18 protein-coding genes are annotated in these 21,718 nt (G+C 52.8%); 11 read left to right on the top strand and 7 right to left on the bottom strand.

Features of this window, described 5'->3' with window-relative positions:
• Positions 1 to 193 precede the first annotated feature (193 nt).
• Together pyrD and zapC are read left to right on the top strand one after the other, a co-directional pair.
• Entirely contained in the window at positions 194 to 1,204 is a 1,011-nt protein-coding gene (gene pyrD, locus M987_RS13270; protein ID WP_014069615.1) for a quinone-dependent dihydroorotate dehydrogenase, read from the top strand.
• Between the two features lie 166 nt (positions 1,205 to 1,370).
• Positions 1,371 to 1,913: a cell division protein ZapC gene (gene zapC, locus M987_RS13275; protein WP_014069616.1), complete on the top strand. Its 543-nt coding sequence runs from the start codon at positions 1,371 to 1,373 to the stop codon at positions 1,911 to 1,913.
• On the opposite strand, the gene M987_RS13280 is transcribed toward zapC, so the two are convergent.
• Positions 1,910 to 3,019 carry a YcbX family protein gene (locus M987_RS13280; RefSeq protein ID WP_014069617.1) on the bottom strand — a complete coding sequence of 370 codons (1,110 nt, stop codon included), beginning with the start codon at positions 3,017 to 3,019 and terminating at the stop codon, positions 1,910 to 1,912. The two genes, zapC and M987_RS13280, sit on opposite strands and share 4 nt — an antisense overlap.
• A 98-nt stretch (positions 3,020 to 3,117) precedes the next feature.
• Here M987_RS13280 and rlmKL point away from each other — a divergent pair, with 98 nt between their 5' ends.
• The 6 genes from rlmKL to rmf all read left to right on the top strand — a co-directional run bounded on the left by rlmKL (position 3,118) and on the right by rmf (position 11,042).
• Positions 3,118 to 5,226 carry a bifunctional 23S rRNA (guanine(2069)-N(7))-methyltransferase RlmK/23S rRNA (guanine(2445)-N(2))-methyltransferase RlmL gene (rlmKL, locus tag M987_RS13285; protein ID WP_041162205.1) on the top strand — a complete coding sequence of 703 codons (2,109 nt, stop codon included), beginning with the start codon at positions 3,118 to 3,120 and terminating at the stop codon, positions 5,224 to 5,226.
• An 11-nt stretch (positions 5,227 to 5,237) separates the two neighbouring features.
• Positions 5,238 to 7,145 (top strand): ABC transporter ATP-binding protein, encoded by a 1,908-nt coding sequence (locus M987_RS13290; protein ID WP_014069619.1) that lies wholly within the window; start codon positions 5,238 to 5,240, stop codon positions 7,143 to 7,145.
• A gap of 13 nt (positions 7,146 to 7,158) precedes the next feature.
• Positions 7,159 to 8,412: a membrane integrity-associated transporter subunit PqiA gene (gene pqiA / locus M987_RS13295; protein WP_014069620.1), complete on the top strand. Its 1,254-nt coding sequence runs from the start codon at positions 7,159 to 7,161 to the stop codon at positions 8,410 to 8,412.
• Positions 8,413 to 8,416: 4 nt separating this feature from the next.
• The gene (pqiB, locus tag M987_RS13300; protein WP_041162026.1) at positions 8,417 to 10,057 is read left to right on the top strand and encodes an intermembrane transport protein PqiB; all 1,641 of its coding nucleotides are present in this window, start codon (positions 8,417 to 8,419) and stop codon (positions 10,055 to 10,057) included.
• On the top strand, positions 10,054 to 10,620 hold the full coding sequence (pqiC, locus tag M987_RS13305; protein ID WP_014069622.1) for a membrane integrity-associated transporter subunit PqiC: 567 nt from the start codon (positions 10,054 to 10,056) through the stop codon (positions 10,618 to 10,620). The genes pqiB and pqiC overlap by 4 nt, the downstream gene beginning before the upstream one ends.
• Before the next feature lie 254 nt (positions 10,621 to 10,874).
• Positions 10,875 to 11,042: a ribosome modulation factor gene (gene rmf / locus M987_RS13310; protein WP_014069623.1), complete on the top strand. Its 168-nt coding sequence runs from the start codon at positions 10,875 to 10,877 to the stop codon at positions 11,040 to 11,042.
• Positions 11,043 to 11,114: 72 nt separating this feature from the next.
• Here rmf and fabA read toward each other — a convergent pair whose 3' ends face one another.
• Entirely contained in the window at positions 11,115 to 11,633 is a 519-nt protein-coding gene (gene fabA / locus M987_RS13315; protein ID WP_013097260.1) for a bifunctional 3-hydroxydecanoyl-ACP dehydratase/trans-2-decenoyl-ACP isomerase, read from the bottom strand.
• A gap of 68 nt (positions 11,634 to 11,701) precedes the next feature.
• Positions 11,702 to 13,462: an AAA family ATPase gene (locus tag M987_RS13320; RefSeq protein ID WP_014069624.1), complete on the bottom strand. Its 1,761-nt coding sequence runs from the start codon at positions 13,460 to 13,462 to the stop codon at positions 11,702 to 11,704.
• 186 nt (positions 13,463 to 13,648) lie between these two features.
• Between M987_RS13320 and matP the strand changes: the two genes are divergently transcribed.
• Complete coding sequence (gene matP / locus M987_RS13325; protein ID WP_014069625.1) at positions 13,649 to 14,101, top strand: macrodomain Ter protein MatP; 453 nt, start codon at positions 13,649 to 13,651, stop codon at positions 14,099 to 14,101.
• Between the two features lie 65 nt (positions 14,102 to 14,166).
• Here the strand turns inward: matP and ompA are convergent, their stop codons facing one another.
• On the bottom strand, positions 14,167 to 15,222 hold the full coding sequence (gene ompA, locus M987_RS13330) for a porin OmpA (RefSeq protein WP_014069626.1): 1,056 nt from the start codon (positions 15,220 to 15,222) through the stop codon (positions 14,167 to 14,169).
• A 355-nt stretch (positions 15,223 to 15,577) separates the two neighbouring features.
• Positions 15,578 to 16,087, bottom strand: coding sequence for an SOS-induced cell division inhibitor SulA (gene sulA / locus M987_RS13335; protein WP_041162028.1), 510 nt, complete (start codon positions 16,085 to 16,087; stop codon positions 15,578 to 15,580).
• Positions 16,088 to 16,304: 217 nt separating this feature from the next.
• Between sulA and M987_RS13340 the strand changes: the two genes are divergently transcribed.
• Complete coding sequence (locus M987_RS13340; RefSeq protein ID WP_014069628.1) at positions 16,305 to 16,931, top strand: TfoX/Sxy family DNA transformation protein; 627 nt, start codon at positions 16,305 to 16,307, stop codon at positions 16,929 to 16,931.
• On the opposite strand, the gene yccS is transcribed toward M987_RS13340, so the two are convergent.
• Entirely contained in the window at positions 16,888 to 19,050 is a 2,163-nt protein-coding gene (gene yccS / locus M987_RS13345; RefSeq protein ID WP_014069629.1) for a YccS family putative transporter, read from the bottom strand. The two genes, M987_RS13340 and yccS, sit on opposite strands and share 44 nt — an antisense overlap.
• A 19-nt stretch (positions 19,051 to 19,069) precedes the next feature.
• Positions 19,070 to 19,516 (bottom strand): YccF domain-containing protein, encoded by a 447-nt coding sequence (locus M987_RS13350; RefSeq protein ID WP_014069630.1) that lies wholly within the window; start codon positions 19,514 to 19,516, stop codon positions 19,070 to 19,072.
• A 123-nt stretch (positions 19,517 to 19,639) separates the two neighbouring features.
• Between M987_RS13350 and helD the strand changes: the two genes are divergently transcribed.
• Positions 19,640 to 21,694 carry a DNA helicase IV gene (gene helD, locus M987_RS13355; protein WP_014069631.1) on the top strand — a complete coding sequence of 685 codons (2,055 nt, stop codon included), beginning with the start codon at positions 19,640 to 19,642 and terminating at the stop codon, positions 21,692 to 21,694.
• Positions 21,695 to 21,718: the final 24 nt, after the last annotated feature.

Raw genomic sequence — 21,718 nt, forward strand, 5'->3', positions numbered from 1 at the left:
GGAGTGTGACACCGAGGGGTTATTCCACTAAATGATTTATCCGCAATTTAAAAGCCATAAACTGCATAAGAAGTGTGCTGCGAGGGAAACGATTGCGTTTTGCGCGATTTTTTTGCCGCAGGTCAATTCCCTTTCCGGGCAGGATCGCACATAATCCCCTCCCGGTTTGCACACCGGGAATCCAGGAGAGTTCATGTACTACCCCTTCGTTCGTAAAGCCCTTTTCCAGCTCGATCCTGAGCGCGCTCATGAATTTACATTCCAGCAATTACGCCGTATTACCGGTACACCACTGGAAGCACTGGTGCGTCAGAACGTGCCGGAAAAACCTGTGCAGTGCATGGGACTGACCTTCAAGAATCCACTGGGCCTGGCGGCCGGGCTGGACAAAAATGGCGAGTGTATCGATGCCCTCGGTGCGATGGGATTTGGTTCCATCGAAATCGGGACGGTGACGCCGCGCCCGCAGCCGGGTAATGATAAGCCGCGCCTGTTCCGCCTGGTCGATGCCGAGGGGCTGATCAACCGTATGGGCTTTAACAACCTGGGTGTTGATCATCTGGTTGAGAACGTCAAAAAATCGCATTTCGACGGTGTATTAGGTATCAATATTGGCAAAAATAAAGATACGCCAGTTGAACAAGGTAAAGATGACTATCTGATTTGTATGGAAAAAGTCTATGCCTACGCCGGTTATATCGCGGTGAACATTTCTTCACCAAATACCCCGGGGCTGCGTTCTTTACAATATGGCGAAGCCCTTGATGATCTGCTCAGCGCCATTAAAAATAAGCAAAATGCATTGCAGGCGATCCACCATAAATATGTTCCGGTCGCGGTTAAGATCGCTCCGGATCTTTCTGCCGAAGAATTGATCCAGGTTGCTGACAGTTTAGTTCGCCATAATATTGATGGTGTTATTGCAACCAATACCACGCTCGATCGTTCTCTGGTTCAGGGAATGAAAAACTGTGACGAAGCAGGTGGTTTAAGTGGTCGTCCAGTACAATTAAAAAGCACTGAAATTATTCGTGCCTTGTCAGCCGAATTAAATGGGCGTCTACCGATTATTGGTGTGGGCGGTATCGACTCTGTCATCGCCGCACGCGAGAAGATAGCGGCGGGCGCGACCATCGTGCAAATTTATTCCGGCTTTATTTTTAAAGGCCCGCCGTTGATTAAAGAAATCGTTACTCACATCTAATCTTTTCTCCCTTATCAGACAACCAGGGCTTTATTTCCAGCCCTGGTTGTTTTATATTCCGTCATTGTTGCTTATTTAAACATTATGGTCTTTTATTATTGATGTTATAAACGAAGCCACAATCAGGACATTTTTAGAACAGGGTGTTTGGGGACGGGAGAGAAAAATGCGAATTAAACCTGACGATAACTGGCGCTGGTATTTTTGCGATGAGCATGACCGCATGATGCTCGATTTAGCCAATGGTATGTTGTTTCGTTCTCGTTTTGCCCGCCGAATGCTGACCCCTGATGCTTTCGCGCCGTCAGGCTTTTGCGTTGATGATGCCGCACTTTATTTCTCGTTTGAAGAGAAATGCCGCGACCTGGAACTCTCTAAAGAGCAGCGTGCTGAGCTGGTATTAAACGCGCTGGTCGCAATCCGTTTTCTGAAGCCGCAGATGCCAAAAAGCTGGCATTTTCAGGCACATGGCATGAACTGGGAGCCGGTCACCGGGGACGCCGCCAGCGTCAATCTGAGTGATACCGCCGAAGAGGTGAGTTTGCTGGTGGTCGAGCCTGGCGAAAATGCCGCGCTCTGTTTACTGGCACAACCCGGCGTGACAATCGCCGGGCGGGTGATGCAGTTGGGTGACGCAATTAAAGTGATGAACGACAGGCTGAAACCGCAACTGCGTGTTGATACCTTCAGCCTCGAGCAGGCTGTTTAAGCTTCCAGCTGTATTGATGTTTTCGGAATACAGCTGCAACACAAGATAGTGCCGTCATCCCCAATAGCCGTTTTCTTCAGTGCACTCACTTCACCTTCTACCAGCCTGATGCGACAACATCCGCAAATCCCGGCGCGGCACGAGTAGGGAACACGTATTCCTGCTTGTTCTAGCTGTTCAAGTAATACCTGCTGGTTGTTGCCCCGGATGACTTGCCCTTGCCACTGGATCTCCACCACTGAAGTGGGTTCCATCTCGATATCAACAAACTCTTCTTCCTGGCCCGAGCCATATACTTTGCCCGGCCCGCGCGCGCGAACTTCTACCTCATCGCCCACGCGGATCACACCGCTGGAGCGCGGGATTAAGTTCTGCCCGAAATCAACATCGCCATTATCCTGCGCGGTGCGGAACGACTGAAGAGTTTTCAGCGGCTCGCCGGACGGGTGTTTTTGTCCTTTTTCCGGGCTAACGGTGGTAAAGATGCAGCGGCTACAGGGTTTCACCACATCAAAAATCACGCTCCCGATACGGATCACTTTCCAGGTGTCTTCTTCCCAGGCCTCTGTACCAGTAACAACCAGATTTGGGCGGAACTGCTCCATCTGGACGCTGGCTTTGCAGCGGCTCTGCAAATCCCGAAGCGATGCTTCGTTGGTCAGCAAAAACGGGAAACCATCGGCGAAGGAGAGCGGGACGGCGTCGTGGCGTTTGACCCGGCGCGTCAGCTCAGGCCCGACCCAGCGCAACTGCACATCACGCGAGAAGAAACCACTGAGCCAGCGGTTTATTTCATCCGGGGCGACACGCGCGGTAAAATGATTCCCCCACACTTCCGTTGGGGCATCAACAGGCGCAAAATCACTGAACCGGATGACGACGCTTGAGCCGTCTGGTGCGGTCAGGTGTAAACCGTCATGCAGAGGTGAAGGGGTAAAACGAACCATTTGCGGGAACTGGCGTGCAGTAATAAATGTACCGTCAGGCTCGGTGACCATAAAAATACGATCGAAGGCAAATCCGCTCATATCGGCCAGCGCGTGAGAAACGCCAATGCCGCGCATCGATTTCACCGGATGGATAAAAAGCCTGGATAAGGTCGCCACTGCACACTCCCTGAAATGAAAATAAGCCTTCAACTTTATGACATACACGCCATATTAGCTATAATGCGCGACAATTTTCTATGAGTAAAAGTGACGATATGAATTCTCTGTTTGCCAGTACGGCCCGCGGGCTGGAAGAGCTGTTAAAAACTGAACTGGAAGCCCTCGGCGCACAGGAGTGCCAGGTAGTTCAGGGTGGTGTCCATTTTGAGGGCGACACACGGCTTATTTACCAGAGCCTGATGTGGAGCCGTCTGGCGTCGCGCATCATGCTGCCGATGAAAGAGTGCAAGGTCTACAGCGACCTTGACCTCTATACCGGTGTACAGATGATCGACTGGACAGAGATCTTCACCCCTGATGCGACCTTTGCGGTGCACTTCAACGGCGTGAACGATGAGATCCGCAACAGCCAGTACGGCGCGCTGCGCGTGAAAGACGCCATCGTGGACTGCTTCACGCGTAAAAATAAGGAACGCCCGAACGTCGATCGTGAAAATCCCGATCTGCGCATCAACGTGTGGCTCAATGGTGATACCGCCAGCATTTCTCTCGATCTGAGCGGGGCGGGTCTGCACCTGCGCGGCTATCGCGATCGCACCGGTATGGCACCGATCAAAGAAACGTTGGCCGCCGCTATTGTGATGCGCTCCGGCTGGCAGCCAGGCACACCGCTGCTCGACCCGATGTGTGGTTCCGGTACGCTGCTGATTGAAGCCGCGATGCTGGCAACCGACCGTGCGCCGGGGCTGCACCGTGGCCATTGGGGATTCAAAGGTTGGGCGCAGCACGATGAAGAAATCTGGAAAGAGGTGAAGGCCGAAGCCCAGACGCGTGCGCGTAAAGGCCTGGCTGACTACACGTCCCATTTCTACGGCTCGGACAGCGACGCCCGCGTCATTGAGCGTGCGCGCAGCAACGCCCGTCGCGCGGGTATCGGTGACCTGGTGACCTTTGAAGTGAAAGACGTTGCTAACCTGACCAATCCGCTGCCGAAAGGCCCGTACGGTACGGTTATCAGCAACCCGCCATACGGTGAGCGTCTTGACAGCGAACCTGCGCTGATTGCGCTGCACAGCCTGCTGGGCCGCAACATGAAAGACTATTTCGGCGGCTGGAACCTGTCGCTGTTTAGCGCCTCGCCAGAACTGCTGAGCTGCCTGCAATTGCGTGCCGATCGCCAGTTTAAAGCGAAAAACGGCCCGCTGGACTGCGTGCAGAAAAACTACCATCTGGCCGAGAAAGCCGCAGACAGCAAACCGTCTGGCGTGGCGGAAGATTACGCCAACCGTCTGCGCAAGAATCTGAAAAAATTTGAAAAATGGGCGAAGCAGGAAGGGATCGAGTGTTACCGCCTGTATGATGCCGATTTGCCAGAATACAACGTCGCAGTCGACCGTTACGGCGACTGGGTGGTGGTGCAGGAATATGCGCCACCGAAGACCATCGATGCGCAAAAAGCCCGCCAGCGTATGCTGGACGTGATTGCCGCCACCATCGGGGTGCTGGGGATTGCGCCAAACAAACTGGTACTGAAAACCCGCGAGCGTCAGAAAGGTAAAAACCAGTATCAGAAGATGGGTGAGAAGGGCGACTTCATCGAAGTGGGCGAATATAACGCGCGCCTGTGGGTCAACCTGACTGACTATCTTGATACCGGCCTGTTCCTTGACCACCGTATTGCCCGTCGTATGTTAGGGCAGATGAGCAAGGGCAAAGACTTCCTGAACCTGTTCTCCTACACCGGCAGCGCCAGCGTGCACGCAGGGCTTGGCGGTGCACGTAGCACCACCACGGTAGATATGTCCCGTACCTATCTGGAGTGGGCGGAACGTAACCTGCGCCTGAACGGGCTAACCGGTCGCCAGCATCGCCTGATGCAGGCCGATGTGCTGGGCTGGCTGCGTGATACGGATGAACAGTTCGACCTGATCTTTATCGATCCACCAACCTTCTCCAACTCCAAGCGCATGGAGGATAGCTTTGATGTTCAACGCGATCACCTGCGCCTGATGACCGACCTGAAACGTCTGCTGCGTAAAGGCGGCACCATTATGTTCTCGAACAACAAACGCGGATTCCGCATGGATCACGACGGCCTGACCGCTCTGGGACTGAAAGCACAAGAAATCAGCCAAAAAACGCTGTCTCAGGACTTTGCCCGTAACCGTCAAATTCATAACTGCTGGCTGATCTCCGCGGTCTAAAGGAAAAATAAATGTCACTTATTAGCATGCACGGCGCCTGGCTGTCCTTCAGCGATGCGCCACTTCTCGATGATACTGAACTGCACATCGAAGATAACGAGCGCGTTTGTCTGGTCGGCCGTAACGGCGCGGGTAAATCGACGCTGATGAAGATCCTCAACCGTGAACAGGGCCTGGATGACGGGCGTATTGTTTACGAACAGGATCTGATTGTTTCCCGTTTGCAGCAGGATCCACCGCGTAACGTGGCGGGTACTGTTTACGATTTCGTTGCGGAAGGGATCTCTGAGCAGGCTGAATATCTGAAGGGCTATCACGAAATTTCACATCTGGTGATGACCGATCCAAGTGAAAAAAACCTCAATGAGATGGCTCGCCTGCAAGAGCTGCTGGATCATCACGGCCTGTGGCAGCTTGAAAGCCGTATCACTGAAGTGCTGGATCAATTAGGTCTGGATGCTGATATGGAGCTGGCGTCACTTTCCGGTGGCTGGCTGCGTAAAGCGGCGTTGGGACGTGCGCTGGTCAGTGGTCCAAAAGTGCTGCTGCTGGACGAACCGACCAACCACCTGGATATCGAAGCAATCGACTGGCTGGAAGGGTTCCTGAAAACCTTTAACGGCACCATTATCTTCATCTCGCACGACCGTTCGTTTATCCGCAACATGGCAACCCGTATTGTCGATCTCGATCGCGGCAAGCTGGTGACTTACCCTGGCGATTACGATACCTATCTGCTGGAAAAAGAAGAAAACCTGCGCGTCGAAGAGCTGCAAAATGCCGAGTTCGATCGCAAGCTTGCGCAGGAAGAGGTCTGGATCCGTCAGGGCATCAAGGCGCGTCGTACCCGTAACGAAGGCCGCGTGCGTGCCCTGAAAGCGATGCGTAACGAGCGCAGCGCCCGTCGTGAAGTGATGGGCAGTGCAAAGATGCAGGTCGAAGAGGCCGCCCGCTCGGGTAAAATCGTCTTTGAAATGGAAGATGTTAATTACCAGGTTGACGGCAAAGTGCTGGTGAAAGACTTTTCTGCCCAGGTACAACGCGGCGACAAAATTGCCCTTATCGGCCCGAACGGTTGTGGTAAAACCACGCTGCTTAAGCTGATGCTGGGTCAGTTGCAGGCCGACAGCGGTCGCGTTCACTGCGGAACCAAGCTCGAAGTGGCTTACTTCGACCAGCACCGTGCGGAGCTGGATCCGGACAGAACGGTGATGGATAACCTGGCGGAAGGCAAGCAAGAGGTGATGGTTAACGGCAAACCGCGCCACGTCCTGGGGTATTTGCAGGACTTCCTGTTCCATCCTAAACGTGCGATGACGCCAGTGCGCGCGCTGTCCGGCGGTGAGCGAAATCGCCTGCTATTGGCGCGTTTGTTCCTGAAGCCAAGTAACCTCTTGATTCTCGATGAACCGACGAACGATCTGGATGTCGAAACGCTGGAATTACTGGAAGAGCTGATTGATGGATATCAGGGCACGGTGATGCTGGTGAGCCACGATCGTCAGTTCGTCGATAACACTGTGACCGAGTGCTGGATCTTCGAAGGTGAAGGCCGTATTGGGCAGTATGTGGGCGGTTATCACGACGCACGTGGGCAGCAAACGCAATCGCTGGCGCAAAAACAAGCAAAGTCCAAAAATGGCCCGGAACCTACTGTAACAAAAGCAGAAACAGCTAAGAAAGCATCGGCTAAACTAAGCTATAACCTGCAACGCGAGCTGGAAGGCCTGCCTAAGCGTCTTGAGGAGCTTGAAACTGCACTTGAAGCACTGCAAATTCAGGTTGCTGATGCTTCATTCTTTACGCAGTCCCACGACTATACTCAGAAAATATTGGCTGACCTTTCCAGTGCCGAGCAGGAACTGGAAGAAGCATTTGAGCGCTGGGAGTACCTTGAGTCTCTGAAAAACGGCGCATAAACAGGGATAAAATATGTGTGACCAGCACCATGCCGACAGGCATATATTATGCTCACAATGCGATATGCTCGTTGCGCTGCCTGTGCTGGGTCACGGACATAAGGCAACTTGCCCGCGTTGCGGTGCAACGTTAACGACAGAGTGGGACGCGCCCAGGCAGCGTCCTACTGCCTATGCCCTGGCCGCCCTGTTTATGCTTGTGCTGTCTAATCTCTTCCCCTTCATTTATATGAAGGTGGGAGGGATAACCAGCCAGGTTGACCTTCTTGAAATCCCAGGTGTGATGTTCTCGGAGGATTACGCCAGCCTCGGGACCTTTTTTCTTCTGTTTGTGCAGATTGTCCCGGCCTCTTGTCTGGTGGTGATTCTGCTGCTGGTCAACCGTGTCCGGATGCCCACGCCCCTTAAAATCAAACTTGCCCGTATCCTTTTTCAGCTAAAAAGCTGGGGGATGGCCGAGATTTTCCTGGCCGGTATTCTGGTGAGTTTCGTGAAGCTGATGGCCTATGGTGATGTAGGCATCGGGAGCAGCTTTATTCCCTGGTGCCTTTACTGTGTGCTGCAATTACGTGCGTTTCAGTGCGTAGACCGGCGCTGGGCGTGGGATGACATTGCCCCTGCACCTACGCTTGCGCAGACGGTAAAAGTGGGTGTGCCGGGTATTCGTCAGGGACTGCGCTCCTGCTCATGCTGTACCGCGGTGCTGCCTGCCGATCTCGACACGTGCCCGCGTTGCGAAACAAAAGGATATGTACGGCGTAAAAACAGCCTTCAGTGGACGATGGCACTGCTGGTTACGTCGATCATGCTTTATCTGCCTGCCAATATTTTGCCCATCATGATCACCGATTTGCTCGGCGATAAAATGCCTTCCACCATTATGGCAGGGGTCGTATTGCTGTGGGGTGAGGGGTCTTATCCGGTGGCGCTGGTTATTTTTATCGCCAGTATCATGGTGCCGACGTTAAAAATGATTGCGATAGCCTGGCTCTGTTGGGATGCAAAAGGGCACGGCAGGCGTGACAGTGAGCGAATGCACTTGATTTATGAAGTTGTCGAGTTTGTCGGACGCTGGTCAATGATTGATGTGTTTGTCATCGCCGTTCTTTCCGCGTTAGTGCGGATGGGGGGACTAATGAATATTTATCCCGCTATGGGGGCGCTGATGTTTGCGTTGGTCGTTATTATGACAATGTTTGCGGCCATGACCTTCGACCCTCGTTTATCGTGGGATCGTGAGCCCGAGTCAAGCCATGAGGAAGAGTAAGAGCATGGAAAATAAGAGTGGAGAGGCTAAAGTGCAGAAGGTCAAAAACTGGTCGCCGGTGTGGATTTTCCCCATTGTGACTGCGCTGATCGGTGCATGGATACTGTTTTACCATTACAGCCATCAGGGACCGGAAGTGACGCTCATCACCACCAATGCAGAGGGTATTGAAGGGGGAAAAACCACCATCAAGAGCCGTAGTGTTGATGTGGGTGTTGTTGAAAGTGCGACGCTGACCGATGACCTGATGCATGTAGAGATTAAAGCGCGTCTGAATTCTGGCATGGAAAAGCTGATGCACAGTGATTCCGTCTTCTGGGTCGTTAAGCCGCAGGTTGGACGTGAAGGGATCAGCGGGTTAGGCACACTCTTATCTGGTGCCTATATTGAGTTGCAGCCAGGGACAAAAGGGAACCCACCAGGACAGTATCAATTGCTGGATTCACCTCCACTCGCGCCACCTGATGCAAAAGGGATCCGCGTCATACTCGACAGCAAAAAAGCGGGCCAGCTCACAGCCGGCGATCCGGTGCTGTTCCGTGGCTATCGCGTTGGTTCCGTTGAAACGAGTACCTTTGATCCGCAAAAAAGGACTATCAGCTATCAGTTGTTTATCAATGCGCCTAACGATCGCTTAGTCACCAGCAACGTCCGGTTCTGGAAAGACAGTGGGATCGCCGTTGATCTTACCTCGGCGGGGATGCGTGTTGAAATGGGCTCGCTGACCACCTTGTTTGGTGGGGGCGTCAGTTTTGATGTGCCGGAAGGGCTGGATCTTGGTCAGCCGGTGGCGGAGAAAACAGCTTTCCGCCTCTTTGACGACCAGAAAAGTATTCAGGATGCGCTCTATACCGACCATATCGACTTCCTGATGTTCTTTAAAGATTCGGTGCGTGGCCTCCAGCCAGGCGCGCCTGTTGAGTTCCGTGGCATTCGTATGGGAACCGTGGGTCAGGTGCCATTCTTTGTCCCAGGTCTGCGTCAGGTTCTGGATGACGATTATCGTATCCCGGTGCTGATCCGTATTGAACCTGAACGTCTGCTCAATCAGATAGGTGAGGATCAGGATATTGCGGCGCACATTAACGCGTTGATGGAGCGCGGTCTGCGTGGCTCGCTGAAAACCGGTAACCTGGTGACGGGTGCGCTGTATGTGGATATGGACTTCTATCCGAAAGCGCCTGCGATAACCGGTATCCGTGAATTTGGTGGTTACAAGATCATTCCAACCGTCAGTAGCGGCCTGGCTCAGATCCAGCAGCGCCTGATGGAAACACTGGATAAGATTAATAATCTGCCACTGAATCCAATGATCGAAGCTGCAACAAACTCGCTCAGCGAAAGCCAGGCGACGATGCGCCGACTGCAAACCACGCTGGATAACATCAATAAGATCACCGCAAGCCAGTCCATGCAGCAGCTACCGCAGGATATGCAGAAAACACTGCGCGAACTTAATCGCAGTATGCAGGGCTTCCAGCCGGGTTCTGCGGCTTACAACAAGATGGTGGCAGATATGCAACGTCTTGATCAGGTATTGCGTGAACTTCAGCCGGTTCTGAAAACGCTCAACGAGAAGAGCAACGCGCTGGTGTTTGAAGCAAAAGATAAAAAGGATCCTGAGCCGAAGAGGGCAAAAGAATGAATAAGTGGCTATTGATGGTTGGCGCTCTGCTTTTAACGGCGTGCAGTTCCGGTGTAGAGAACAAGAGTTACTATCAGCTGCCTGTTGCGACTCAGGCCGGCGGACAAAGCACCGCAAGCCAGGGAAACCGCCTGTTGTGGGTTGAGCAGGTTAACGTGCCTGATTATCTTGCCGGTAACGGCGTGGTCTACCAGACGAGCGATGTTAAGTATGTCATCGCGTCAAACAATCTGTGGGCCAGCCCGCTGGATCAGCAGCTGAGAAACACGCTGGTGGCCAACCTCGGAAGCCAGCTTCCGGGGTGGGTTGTTGCCTCGCAACCTCTCGGTACTGACCAGGATACCCTTAACGTCACTGTGACGGGCTTCCACGGCCGTTACGACGGTACGGTAGTGATCAGCGGTGAATGGCTGCTGAACCATCAGGGCCAGCTGATTAAGCGTCCTTTCCATCTTGAAATGAAGCAGCAAAAAGATGGCTACGATGAGATGGTGAAAGTTCTGGGGCAGGGTTGGGCGCAGGAGTCGGCCAGCATCGCCAGAGAGATTTCCCGGCTTCCATAAGTAAAATTCATAGTAAAAAGCCGCCATCAGTCTGGTTCTGATTGCGGCTTTTTTTTCGTTTTGACATCAGGTTGTTACTTGTGCCGGGTCACACTTTTTGTACAAATGATCTTCCGCGTAGCTCACAAATATGACACCCGTATGAATTTCGAACATTGACGCTGAGGCTTATTCGGGGTATTCGTTATCTGTGCTTGCACACTTTGCAATCACTGTTTTCTTTCCACCAGACAAAAGAATGAGGGAAACGAGGCATGAAGAGACAGAAACGAGATCGCCTGGAACGGGCTCATCAACGTGGTTATCAGGCTGGAATCGCCGGACGCTCTAAAGAAATGTGTCCTTATCAGACGATAAATCAAAGGTCACAATGGCTGGGAGGCTGGCGAGAAGCCATCGGCGACAGGGTACTTATCGCTTGATACCGTCTCTTTAAATAAAGAAACCTCCGCATTGCGGAGGTTTCGCTTTTCTGGGGTTGCTTAAATCAGCAATCAGAACGCTGAAGTGTCCTGGAACAGGCCTACTTTCAGATCGTTTGCGGTATAGATCAGACGACCATCTACCAGCACTTCGCCATCCGCCAGGCCCATAATCAGACGACGGTTAACAATGCGCTTGAAGTGAATGCGGTAGGTCACTTTCTTCGCAGAAGGCAGAACCTGACCGGTGAATTTCACTTCGCCAACGCCCAGCGCGCGGCCTTTGCCTTCGCCGCCGAGCCAGCCCAGGTAGAACCCAACCAGCTGCCACATAGCATCAAGGCCCAGGCAGCCAGGCATTACCGGATCGCCAATAAAGTGGCAACCGAAGAACCACAGATCTGGGTTGATATCGAGTTCTGCTTCTACGTAACCCTTATCGAAGTTGCCGCCGGTTTCGGTCATTTTCACGACACGGTCCATCATCAGCATGTTCGGGGCCGGTAACTGTGGGCCTTTAGCGCCAAACAGTTCACCGCGACCAGAGGCAAGAAGGTCTTCTTTTGTATAGGATTCGCGTTTATCTACCATGTTCTCAGTAAGCCTTATTTTAGTGAAGCACGCAGGATAGCTAACACGTGTACGCTGAACAAGTCCGATCAGTTCGGACTAAACCAACTCAGCCAGCGTAACGGCCACGGATAACGGTGACGAGCATCCTGCTGTGTCGCCTGAGCAATACGTTCCTGGATAGTTTGCATCAGGGTTGTTTGACCTTCGCCATCCCATACCAGATTTGTCAGTAAGGGTAGCGCATCCTCAATTCCTTCGATGGCCCAGAGCGTAAATTGTTCCTGTTCCACCGCGTCCAGAAGCGCCTGGCTCAGGCTCAGATGGCGTGCGTTAGGCGCCGGGATAATAACACCCTGTTTGCCATTCAAACCGCGCTGCTGGCAAATAGAGAAGAAGCCTTCGATTTTCTCATTCAGCCCGCCTACTGGCTGAGCGCGCCCAAACTGATCAACGGAACCGGTAATGGCGATGTTCTGATTAATCGGAACTTCTGCCAGGGCGCTGATTAAGGCACACAGCTCTGCCATCGAGGCGCTATCGCCATCGACTTCACTGTAGGATTGCTCAAACGTGAGTGAGGCGGAGAAGGGGATTTGCTGCTCCAGCTGCAACTCAGACATCAAAAATGCCTGCATGATCATCATGCCTTTAGCATGGATGTTGCCGCCGAGCTCAGCTTTACGTTCAATGTCAGTAAATTCACCGTCGCCAATGTGCACGACGCAGCTGATACGAGAAGGTTCGCCAAATGCACGTGGATGCCCCGGGAACTCGATAACGGACAAGGCGTTGATTTGCCCAATACGCTCGCCCTCGGTTTCCACCAGGATCTGTTCCAGCAGAATTTCATCCTGCATCCGGTCAGCGAGATAACCTTCACGCCATTCACGCTGCGCAAGCATCTGGGTGAGCTGTTCACCGGAAAACGCGCCGTCACCGCTGATCACACCCACTTCACGCAGCTGTTTGCTGATCCAGAGTGGACAGAGCGGTAAGGTTTCCTGATCGCCGGTATAGCGTACTGCTTCGCGGATCAGACCAGGCCAGGCGTCAGCCGCCGGGACAGGCAATTCATAGCGCTCAGCAACCGCCATTACCCACTGACACCACTGTGCCATATCATCGGCATCGGCAATCTGGATATTGTCTTCGTACTCACTATAAACGGCCAGGCTTGCCAGCTCTGGCTCCATCTCCTGGAAGTCTGCCAGCGATTCACGGTCGCCGGTCAGCACCACGGTCAATGACAATGGCATTGACGGCACTGCGACAGGGAGAGGACGGGATTCGTCGTAGCTCACCCAGTCAAAGCGTTGCTGGTTCACAATTGTTTTCAGGCGCATCCACAGCAGCGGCTGGGAGAGCAGGGTTCTCAGGGCGATGATCAGGACACCGCCATTAGCGCGATGGACAAGCCCCGGTTGAAGCGACAGCTCGCCATTAAACTGACGAAGGCAGCCAAAAAGCTGTTCCGCTTCGACCCAGTTGGCGGTGATCACGTCGCCTTTTGCGGCAAAACGTTCGTCAGCCTGCTGTGCCGGTTCAAAAGTAATGTTATGACCCGCGATACGATACTGGCCGCCAAAAACAGCATCTGTTTCTGGCTGCAACTGGCGCATGGCATCACCCAGAAGCGTCAAATACTCGGCTTCTTCCGGGGCTTTGAGCAGCATGAAAGGAGATGTTGCCCACGGGCTTAACACCTGCTCCAGCGCATAATGCAAACGCGGTTGTGTATCGCTAAGTATAAATTCGTGTTCTTTTGCGAGTTCTGGCTGTGCAAAGAGCTCCTGATAGCTTTCTGTATCGGGAACAAGGTCACGCCATGCAAGTTTCGTAATGGTCAAAGTTGATGTTTTTTAGTCAGATGTAAAACCGTGGAGTATACCGTAAGCAGAAGGCTCTGCCCAAGCAGGATTGGGGATTTCCGCGGCGGAATCTCCTGTAATGATGCACAGGATATGATTTCTTTTCAGCAGATTGCCAAAAAACTGATATTCTGAACAGAGTTACGTGGTAACACTGAGATCGCAATGAAATATCAACAACTGGAAAATCTCGAAAGCGGCTGGAAATGGAAGTACCTGGTCAAAAAACATCGTGAAGGCGAGTTGATCACCTGCTACCTCGAAGCCAGCGCGGCGCAAGAAGCCGTAGATATGTTGCTGACCCTCGAAAACGAACCGGTACAGGTTAATAACTGGATAGCGAAACACATCAATCCAGCGCTGTTAAACCGGATGAAGCAAACTATTCGTGCGCGTCGCAAGCGGCATTTTAATGCCGAGCATCAGCATACCCGCAAGAAATCTATCGATCTGGAATTTATCGTCTGGCAGCGCCTGGCAGGCCTTGCACAACGGCGTGGAAAGACGTTATCGGAAACGGTAGTGCAGCTGATTGAAGATGCTGAGCACAAAGAGAAGTACGCGAACCAGATGTCGACGCTGAAAAACGATCTACAGGCGCTTCTGGGTAAAAAATAAGATTCTGTATTTCTTCAGACAATAAAAAAACCCCGCATTGCGGGGTTTTTTCTTAAGACGATAACTTATGCCGCTGGCTGAGTTACAACGTCTTTGATGCCTTTAACTTCGATCTCAACGCGACGATCTGGTGCCAGGCAGTCGATCAGTGCAGCGCGAGCTTTCACGTTGTCACAGGTAGAACCGGTAACTGGGTTAGATTCGCCCATACCACGTGGAGAGATCTTGTTAGCTGGGATACCTTTAGATACCAGGTAATCAACAACAGACTGAGCACGTTTTTCAGACAGCTGCTGGTTGTAAGCGTCAGAACCGATACGGTCGGTGAAGCCCAGAACCACTACTGAACCGTCTTTAGGATCCAGGTTGCTCAGCTGGGTGTACAGCTGATCCAGTGCCTGCTGACCTTCTGGTTTCAGGGTCGCTTTGTTGAAGTTGAACAGAACGTCAGACTTCAGAGTGAAGTGTTTGGTCTGTACTTCTGGAGCTGGAGCCGGAGCTGGAGCTACGATTGGCGCAGCTTCTTCCTGCTGACCGAAACGGTAGGAAACACCTACGCTCAGCATGCCATTGTCTGGACGAACACCAACGGTGTTGCCGTCGCCGATGTTGTTAACCCACTGGTATTCCAGACGGGTAGCGATGTCACGGGTCATAGCCCACTCAACACCACCTGCGAATACTGGAGAAACGCCAGTGTCGTGATCGCTGCCAACCTGGTTGTTGCTGGAATCAGCACGCCATACCATGCCGCCCAGACGGGTGTACACGTCCAGATCGTCAGTTACTGGGTAACCCAGTTTAGCAGTCAGCTGTACGCCCTGAGCTTTGAAAGCGCCATTTACGGTGTCGCCTTTGTATGGCATACGACCTAACCAGTCGTAACCCATTTCAAAACCAACATACGGGTTAACCTGATAGCCACCGAACGCACCTGCACCAAGCTGGCTCTCATGAGTAGGGCCATCGTTGTTCAGTTTGCTGTTGTACCAGCCGGTGTCATGGAACTGAGACCAGCCCAGTTTACCACCTGCATACCAGGTATTATCTTTCGGAGCGGCCTGCGCTACGGTAGCGAAGCCAGCCAGTGCCACTGCAATCGCGATAGCTGTCTTTTTCATTTTTTGCGCCTCGTTATCATCCAAAATTTGCCATGAAGATCTCCGACGAGAAATCACGGTTAAATCCTTCACCGGGGGGCGTGGTCAAATATAAATCTACCGATATCTTCGGCTTAGGCCGAGCACCCCTGGCGATGTAAAGTCTACAACGTAGCTAGAAACTTACAAGTGTGAACTCCGTCAGGCATATGAAAAAAAAAGTTCCGTATACCTATTATTTAACATTTTTTGTACGGAATTTATGCAGTAAAATTAACGGGAACCGCACCAGACAAGCCTTGCCGCAGATTTAGACCGTGGAACTATTTCCGCATCTTGTGGTCAAAAAAAATTCCAGGAAAAGTCTTAAATTTACTCAGTGATACAAATTTGAGTGAATTTTTAGCCCAGAAAGTTGTCCTCTGCGGTAAGAATCTGGACTAACCGGACGCATAATGAAACCGATAGCGTTACCTTCCTCGGCTGCTTCAGTCAGTCGGAAATGTTCTTCTTCTGTCAGTTCGTCTGGCAACCATCCGATCACTACGCTGTAATTTCCGGTACGTAATGCACGGATCATCGACTCGACCGTATCGCAAGGCGAGAGCTGGTTAATCTGCATAACCTTGGTCAGCGGCAATCCTGCGGACTGAACCCATTCACGGCTCAGTTTTTGTTGCGGCGTCAGCCAGAGCTGCCAGCGTGACTGCTGGCCAAGCTGCTGTAATAAAGGCAGTAATAAGAGTTGCGTCAACAGGGGCTGGTCTTCACGATAAACCACTTCACTGATAAGACCTGTCGATACGCTCCCGACGGATTTCTGCGCGACATTGCCTGCGGTAGAAGAGAGAGATGTTGAGCGATTTGCGTAGCCTGAAGTGTACATATTCATTCCAGCCCTGTAGTTACTGTATGAATATACAGTAACCCCTGTATGCATAAAGATCAACCTCATTTTCGGAAAGCGACTCGCAAATTTTGCTCATGATCGGCCCCTAAAGAAAATTCATCTTGCTCACTGGCAATAAGTTGCCTATTTTCCTGCTAACGGATCCGTTAGTAAGAAATAGCCTCTTTACAGTATGATTTTTAAGGGAAATATCATGAAAAAGATATCTTATGAACGGATTTATCAATCTCAAGAATACCTTTCGGAACTGGGTGATATTCATCACCGCGCGCTATTTGGTGGTTATACCCTGGCGGTGGATAACGCCGTTTTTGCCATGGTGTCTGATGGGGAGCTTTATCTGCGTGCCTGTGAGCAAAGCGCGACCTACTATGTGAAACACGCCTCCTCTTTCTTGACCCTTCTGAAGCGGGGTCGGCCTGTGCTGCTTAACTACTTCCGGGTTGATGACGGACTGTGGCAGGACAGGGGGACATTACTCCAGCTTTCTTCTTTTGCGCTTGAGGCCGCCAGGCGGGAGCGATATCAGCGGTATCAGCGCAACCGGCTTAAAGACCTGCCCAATCTCACCTTCCAGATTGAGGTTCTGCTTTTTGAAGTCGGGATCACTAACGAAGAAATGTTACGGGAGCTGGGGGCAAAAGCGAGCTGGCTGAAAATCAGGGCGCAAAACAAACAACTCGGGATTAAAGTGCTCTTTGCGCTTGAGGGGGCAATAGAAGGGTTGCATGAAGCGGCGCTCCCGGCGGAAATTCGCCAGGAGCTTACGGAATGGTTTAACGCGTTGCCAGAGTCTGCGGAGAATCGTTCCGCCATGTAGCAATCAGTTGTTGCAGGCGACAAATTTCCGGCAGCAGGGCGATAAGCAGGCCAACTTGCTGAAGAACCAGCGGTGCTTTGCTGTCGGTACCAGGATCAAGATGGGCAATACGCTGGGCGAGTTCATCCAGAGCCTGGCGAACACGGGGTTCATCGGCTGGTCGGTGGTGAAGTGCATCGTCGACATAGCAAACGGCATCATCCAGCAACGCCAGAATACCCGGGTTGGTTAACTTTTCGCGGTGAGCGCCCAACGTAGATATATAGCTGGTGAACGTATGGTTCAGGCACAGCAGACGAAAGGCGGTTTCACGGATTTCCGCCGTGGCACCCGGTTCCGTTGACATGTTCGATACCACCGACGCCAGCTCCGCATCGCTGTTATGCGCATCACGGCGGGCGATGCGATAAGCCAGACGGTTATCACGACCCTGGTGATATTGCTCAAGAATGGCATCCAGGTATCGGCAGTTGGCATTCATTGCCCTGTCCAGCACGCGCGGCAGATTGCGAAAACGCCAGTCCGGCCAGATAAAACTGACCGCAGCCCAGGCAATAGCACAGCCGATAAGCGTATCAATAACGCGGGGGAGGGCGACCTCAAATCCTTCACCAAGCAGGTTAAAGCACAGCAAGACCAGTAAGGTGATAAACATCGTGGCGTGCGCATACTGCACATTACGAAATGCAAAGAACAACACGCCGGTAATCACGATAAGGACAAGCTGCCCTTCAATAGACGGGACAAAGTAAAGTACCGGAAGACCGACGGCGACACCCACCAGCGTGCCGATAATACGCAGCGCGAGCCGGTGGCGAGTGGCGTTATAGTTCGGCTGGCAAACAAACAGGCTGGTCAGCAAGATCCAGTAGCCATGATGTAACCCGGTTATCTGGATAAACGCGTAACCGACGCACAACACCAGCGACATCCGCACGGCGTGGCGGAACAGAGCCGATTCAGGCGTAAAGTTCCGGCTCAGCCGTAACCACATATCGCTAAAGCCGTGGACACTGTCATCAGCAAGCTGGTTATCTGCGTCATTATTCGGCATCGCCATCGCTTGTTCAGACTCAATGGTGGCCAGCTGAGCGTCTATCGCTCGCAGGTTATTGAGTAAGAAACCCAGGGCTTTTATCTGATCCGGAGATGTACCGCTGGCCTGCACGCGATCAAGGGCGGCATCGAGATGGCTGAACACGCGTTCAAAGCGTGGGTCATGCTGATACGGCGTGCGCAGCAAAATGGAGCGAGCCAGTTGCTGACATGCCTGGGATTGCATTGAGAGCAGCCGCTGAAAACGGAACATCACATCGCTGTAGCGGAATTTTTCCCTCAGGGCAGCATATTGCACGTGTGACGAACTGGCGCGCTCGTGAATGTCCTGGGCGGCAAAATAGTAGTGTAAGGTTCGACGCGTTCCGCGCTGACCACGATCGCCGCGTAAGCGTGTGAGAAGGCTGGCTTTTGTCTGGTTTAAGGTTGCGACCAGCTGACCGTTTGCCAGCGCCAGATCGTAAAGCGGTGCCTGGCTTTCTTCTTCTATATCCGGGTCAAATAAGCGGGATTTCAGTTCCAGATAATGCGCCAGCTGTTCATAGCTGCGGGCGAGGTTATCCTGCAAGGCACGAACCGGGAAAATGAGATGTCCGGTAAGCGTCAGCAGGTTATACCAGATAGCGCCAAGCAACAGCAGGACGGGTTGCTGATACCATTGGTCGTAGAGCGATACGCCCAGCATGGTGTAGATAGCAATCAGCAACGCGCCAAACGCAATAGTGGCATAGCGCTGGCCAAGCCCGCCCAGAAGAATAAATCCGCTGGTTGAAAGCGTCAGGCCTAACGCAAAAAGCCATGGCCACGGGAACAGCAGCTCAACGGATGCGGAGGCAATGAAAAAACAGATAAGGGTGATAACCAGATTACGCAGTCGCCCGGCCAGGCGATCGTCGAGGTCTGCCAGTGCCCCTGCGACCACGCCCAGGGTCAGCGGGATAGTGAGCTTAACGTCGTTTAACCACCACGGCAGCGCGACCGTCCCGCAAAGTGCGATAAAAATCCTGACGTTATACAGCCAGGTACTGTTCCATGTGTAGCGGCGAATCAATGGGCTTAGCATGAGCGCGGCCAGTCCTTAATTACTGAAAACGACGACGGGCATTGGCTTCACGCGCGGCTTGCGCCACTTCAACCGGAACAACCCTGCGCCCAACTGGCCACAGCGCGATGGCAGCGATTTTGAAATTCGCGATCCCGACAGGAATGCCAATAATCGTGATGCACTGCGCAATACCGGCGAAGATGTGCATCAGACACAGCCACCAGCCAAAGAAAATCAGCCACAGGATGTTCAGCACCGTCCCGCCGGTGTTCATCAGCACGTTTTTACTTTCCGGGTTGAGCTCGTCGACGTGTACGGCCTCGTTACCATAAGGAAAAAGCGACAGCCGGGTGATTTCCCAGCAGGAGCGCGTCAGCGGAAGGGTAAAGATGAGCACGATGCTCACCAGTGTGGCAACAAGCCAGGAAAGAGTGGTGGCAAAACCGCCAAGGACAAAATTAAGAATATTCAGAACGGTACGCATAAACCCTCAGTTCCTTTCGATATGATTAACGCTAAGTGATTGTAACGTTTTTTTAGGCTGGAGCACCTTAAAACTGGCAGTTAAACTGTCAGGTAAATTATCTCTTCGTGGATCAGGCAGGACATGGAACTGAAAGCAACTTCACTGGGCAAGCGCCTGGCTCAACATCCTTACGACAAGGTTGTCCTTCTGAATGCAGGGGTAAAAGTCTCTGGCGAACGCCACGAATATCTCATTCCGTTTAATCAGCTTTTAGCGATTCACTGCAAACGCGGGCTGGTCTGGGGCGAGCTGGAGTTTGTGTTGCCTGCCGAAAAGGTGGTGCGCCTCCACGGCACGGAATGGGCGGAAACGCAACGCTTCCACCATCATCTGAGTAGCCTGTGGCGCCAGTGGAGCGATGAGATGAGCACCGTTGCAGCGCAGGTGTTGCAGCAGGTTCTTGATGATATTGCGCAAAGCAATGCGCAACAAAAATGGCTTACGCGCCAGCAAACCGCCGGTTTGCAGCAAAAAATCAAAGTCGCACTTACAGCACTGCCGTTGCCGGTTTCCCGTCTGGATGAGTTTGAGAATTGCCGCGATGCCTGGCGGCAGTGTCAGGCATGGCTTACCGATATCGATAAAAGTCGCCTTGCCCATAACCAGGCATGGACGGATACCATGCTCGCGCAGTACGCCGATTTCTTCAGCAATATAGAATCCTCGCCGCTAAACCCGGCCCAGGCGCGCGCGGTAGTCAATGGCGAACACTCTCTGCTGGTGCTTGCCGGAGCAGGGAGCGGTAAAACGTCAGTGCTGGTGGCGCGAGCGGGCTGGCTCATGACCACAGGCGAAGCGGTGGCCGACCAGATTTTGCTGCTGGCGTTTGGTCGCAAAGCTGCGCAGGAGATGGATGAGCGCATCCAGGAGCGTCTGCACACGCAGGATATTACCGCCAGAACCTTCCATGCCCTCGCGTTACACATTATCCAGCAGGGGAGCAAAAAAGTTCCTTCAATCAGCAAGCTTGAGAACGACACCCAGGCCCGCCAGTCGCTGTTTATTAAGACCTGGCAGCAGCAGTGCAGCGAGAAAAAAGCGCAGGCAAAAGGCTGGCGTCAGTGGCTGGAAGAAGAACTTAACTGGGACGTACCGGAAGGCAGTTTCTGGCAGGATGAAAAACTGGCGCGTCGCCTGGGTTCGCGCCTCGACCGCTGGGTGAGCCTTTTACGGATGCACGGCGGCTCTCAGGCGGAAATGATTGAAAGCGCCCCGGAAGAGGTCCGCGCGATCTTCACCAAACGGGTCAAGCTGATGGCTCCGCTGCTGAAAGCCTGGAAAACGGCGCTGAAAGACGAAAATGCGGTCGATTTTTCAGGGCTTATCCATCAGGCCATTATCATTCTGGAAAAAGGCCGCTTTGTGAGTCCGTGGAAACATATCCTCGTCGATGAATTCCAGGACATCTCACCCCAGCGTGCCGCGCTTCTTTCAGCGCTTCGGGCGCAAAATAAACATACATCACTGTTTGCCGTTGGCGATGACTGGCAGGCGATCTATCGTTTCAGTGGGGCACAGTTGTCACTGACGACCGCGTTCCATCACTATTTCGGTGAGGGCGATCGCAGCGACCTGGACACCACCTATCGTTTCAACTCACGCATCGGTGAAATCGCCAATCGATTCATCCAGCAAAACCCGCATCAGCTGGCCAAACCGCTTAACAGCCTGACGCCGGGGGATAAAAAAGCCGTCACCTTGCTGGCGGACGATCAGCTGGAGCCCTTGCTGGATAAACTGAGCGGCTATGCGAAACCCGAAGAGCGCATTCTGGTGCTGGCGCGTTATCATCACCTCAAACCGGCCGCACTGGAAAAAGCCGCTACCCGCTGGCCTAAGCTCCAGCTCGATTTTATGACCATCCATGCCAGTAAAGGGCAGCAGGCCGATTACGTGATTGTGGTGGGTTTAAAAGAGGGCAACGATGGTTTCCCGGCTCCGGCGCGCGAATCGGTGATGGAGCAGGCCCTGTTGCCAGTACCGGAAGATTTCCCGGACGCTGAAGAGCGTCGCCTGCTGTATGTCGCGTTAACCCGCGCCCGCCACCGCGTATGGCTGCTGTTCAATAAAGATGAACCTTCAACGTTTGTCGATATTCTGAAGAGTATTGATGTACCGGTGGCGAGGAAGCCGTAATAAGGGCAGGGTTTTGCAGGCCGG

The sequence above is a fragment of the Enterobacter soli ATCC BAA-2102 genome, assembly GCF_001654845.1.
In the GTDB taxonomy this organism is placed as follows: Bacteria; Pseudomonadota; Gammaproteobacteria; order Enterobacterales; family Enterobacteriaceae; genus Enterobacter; species Enterobacter soli.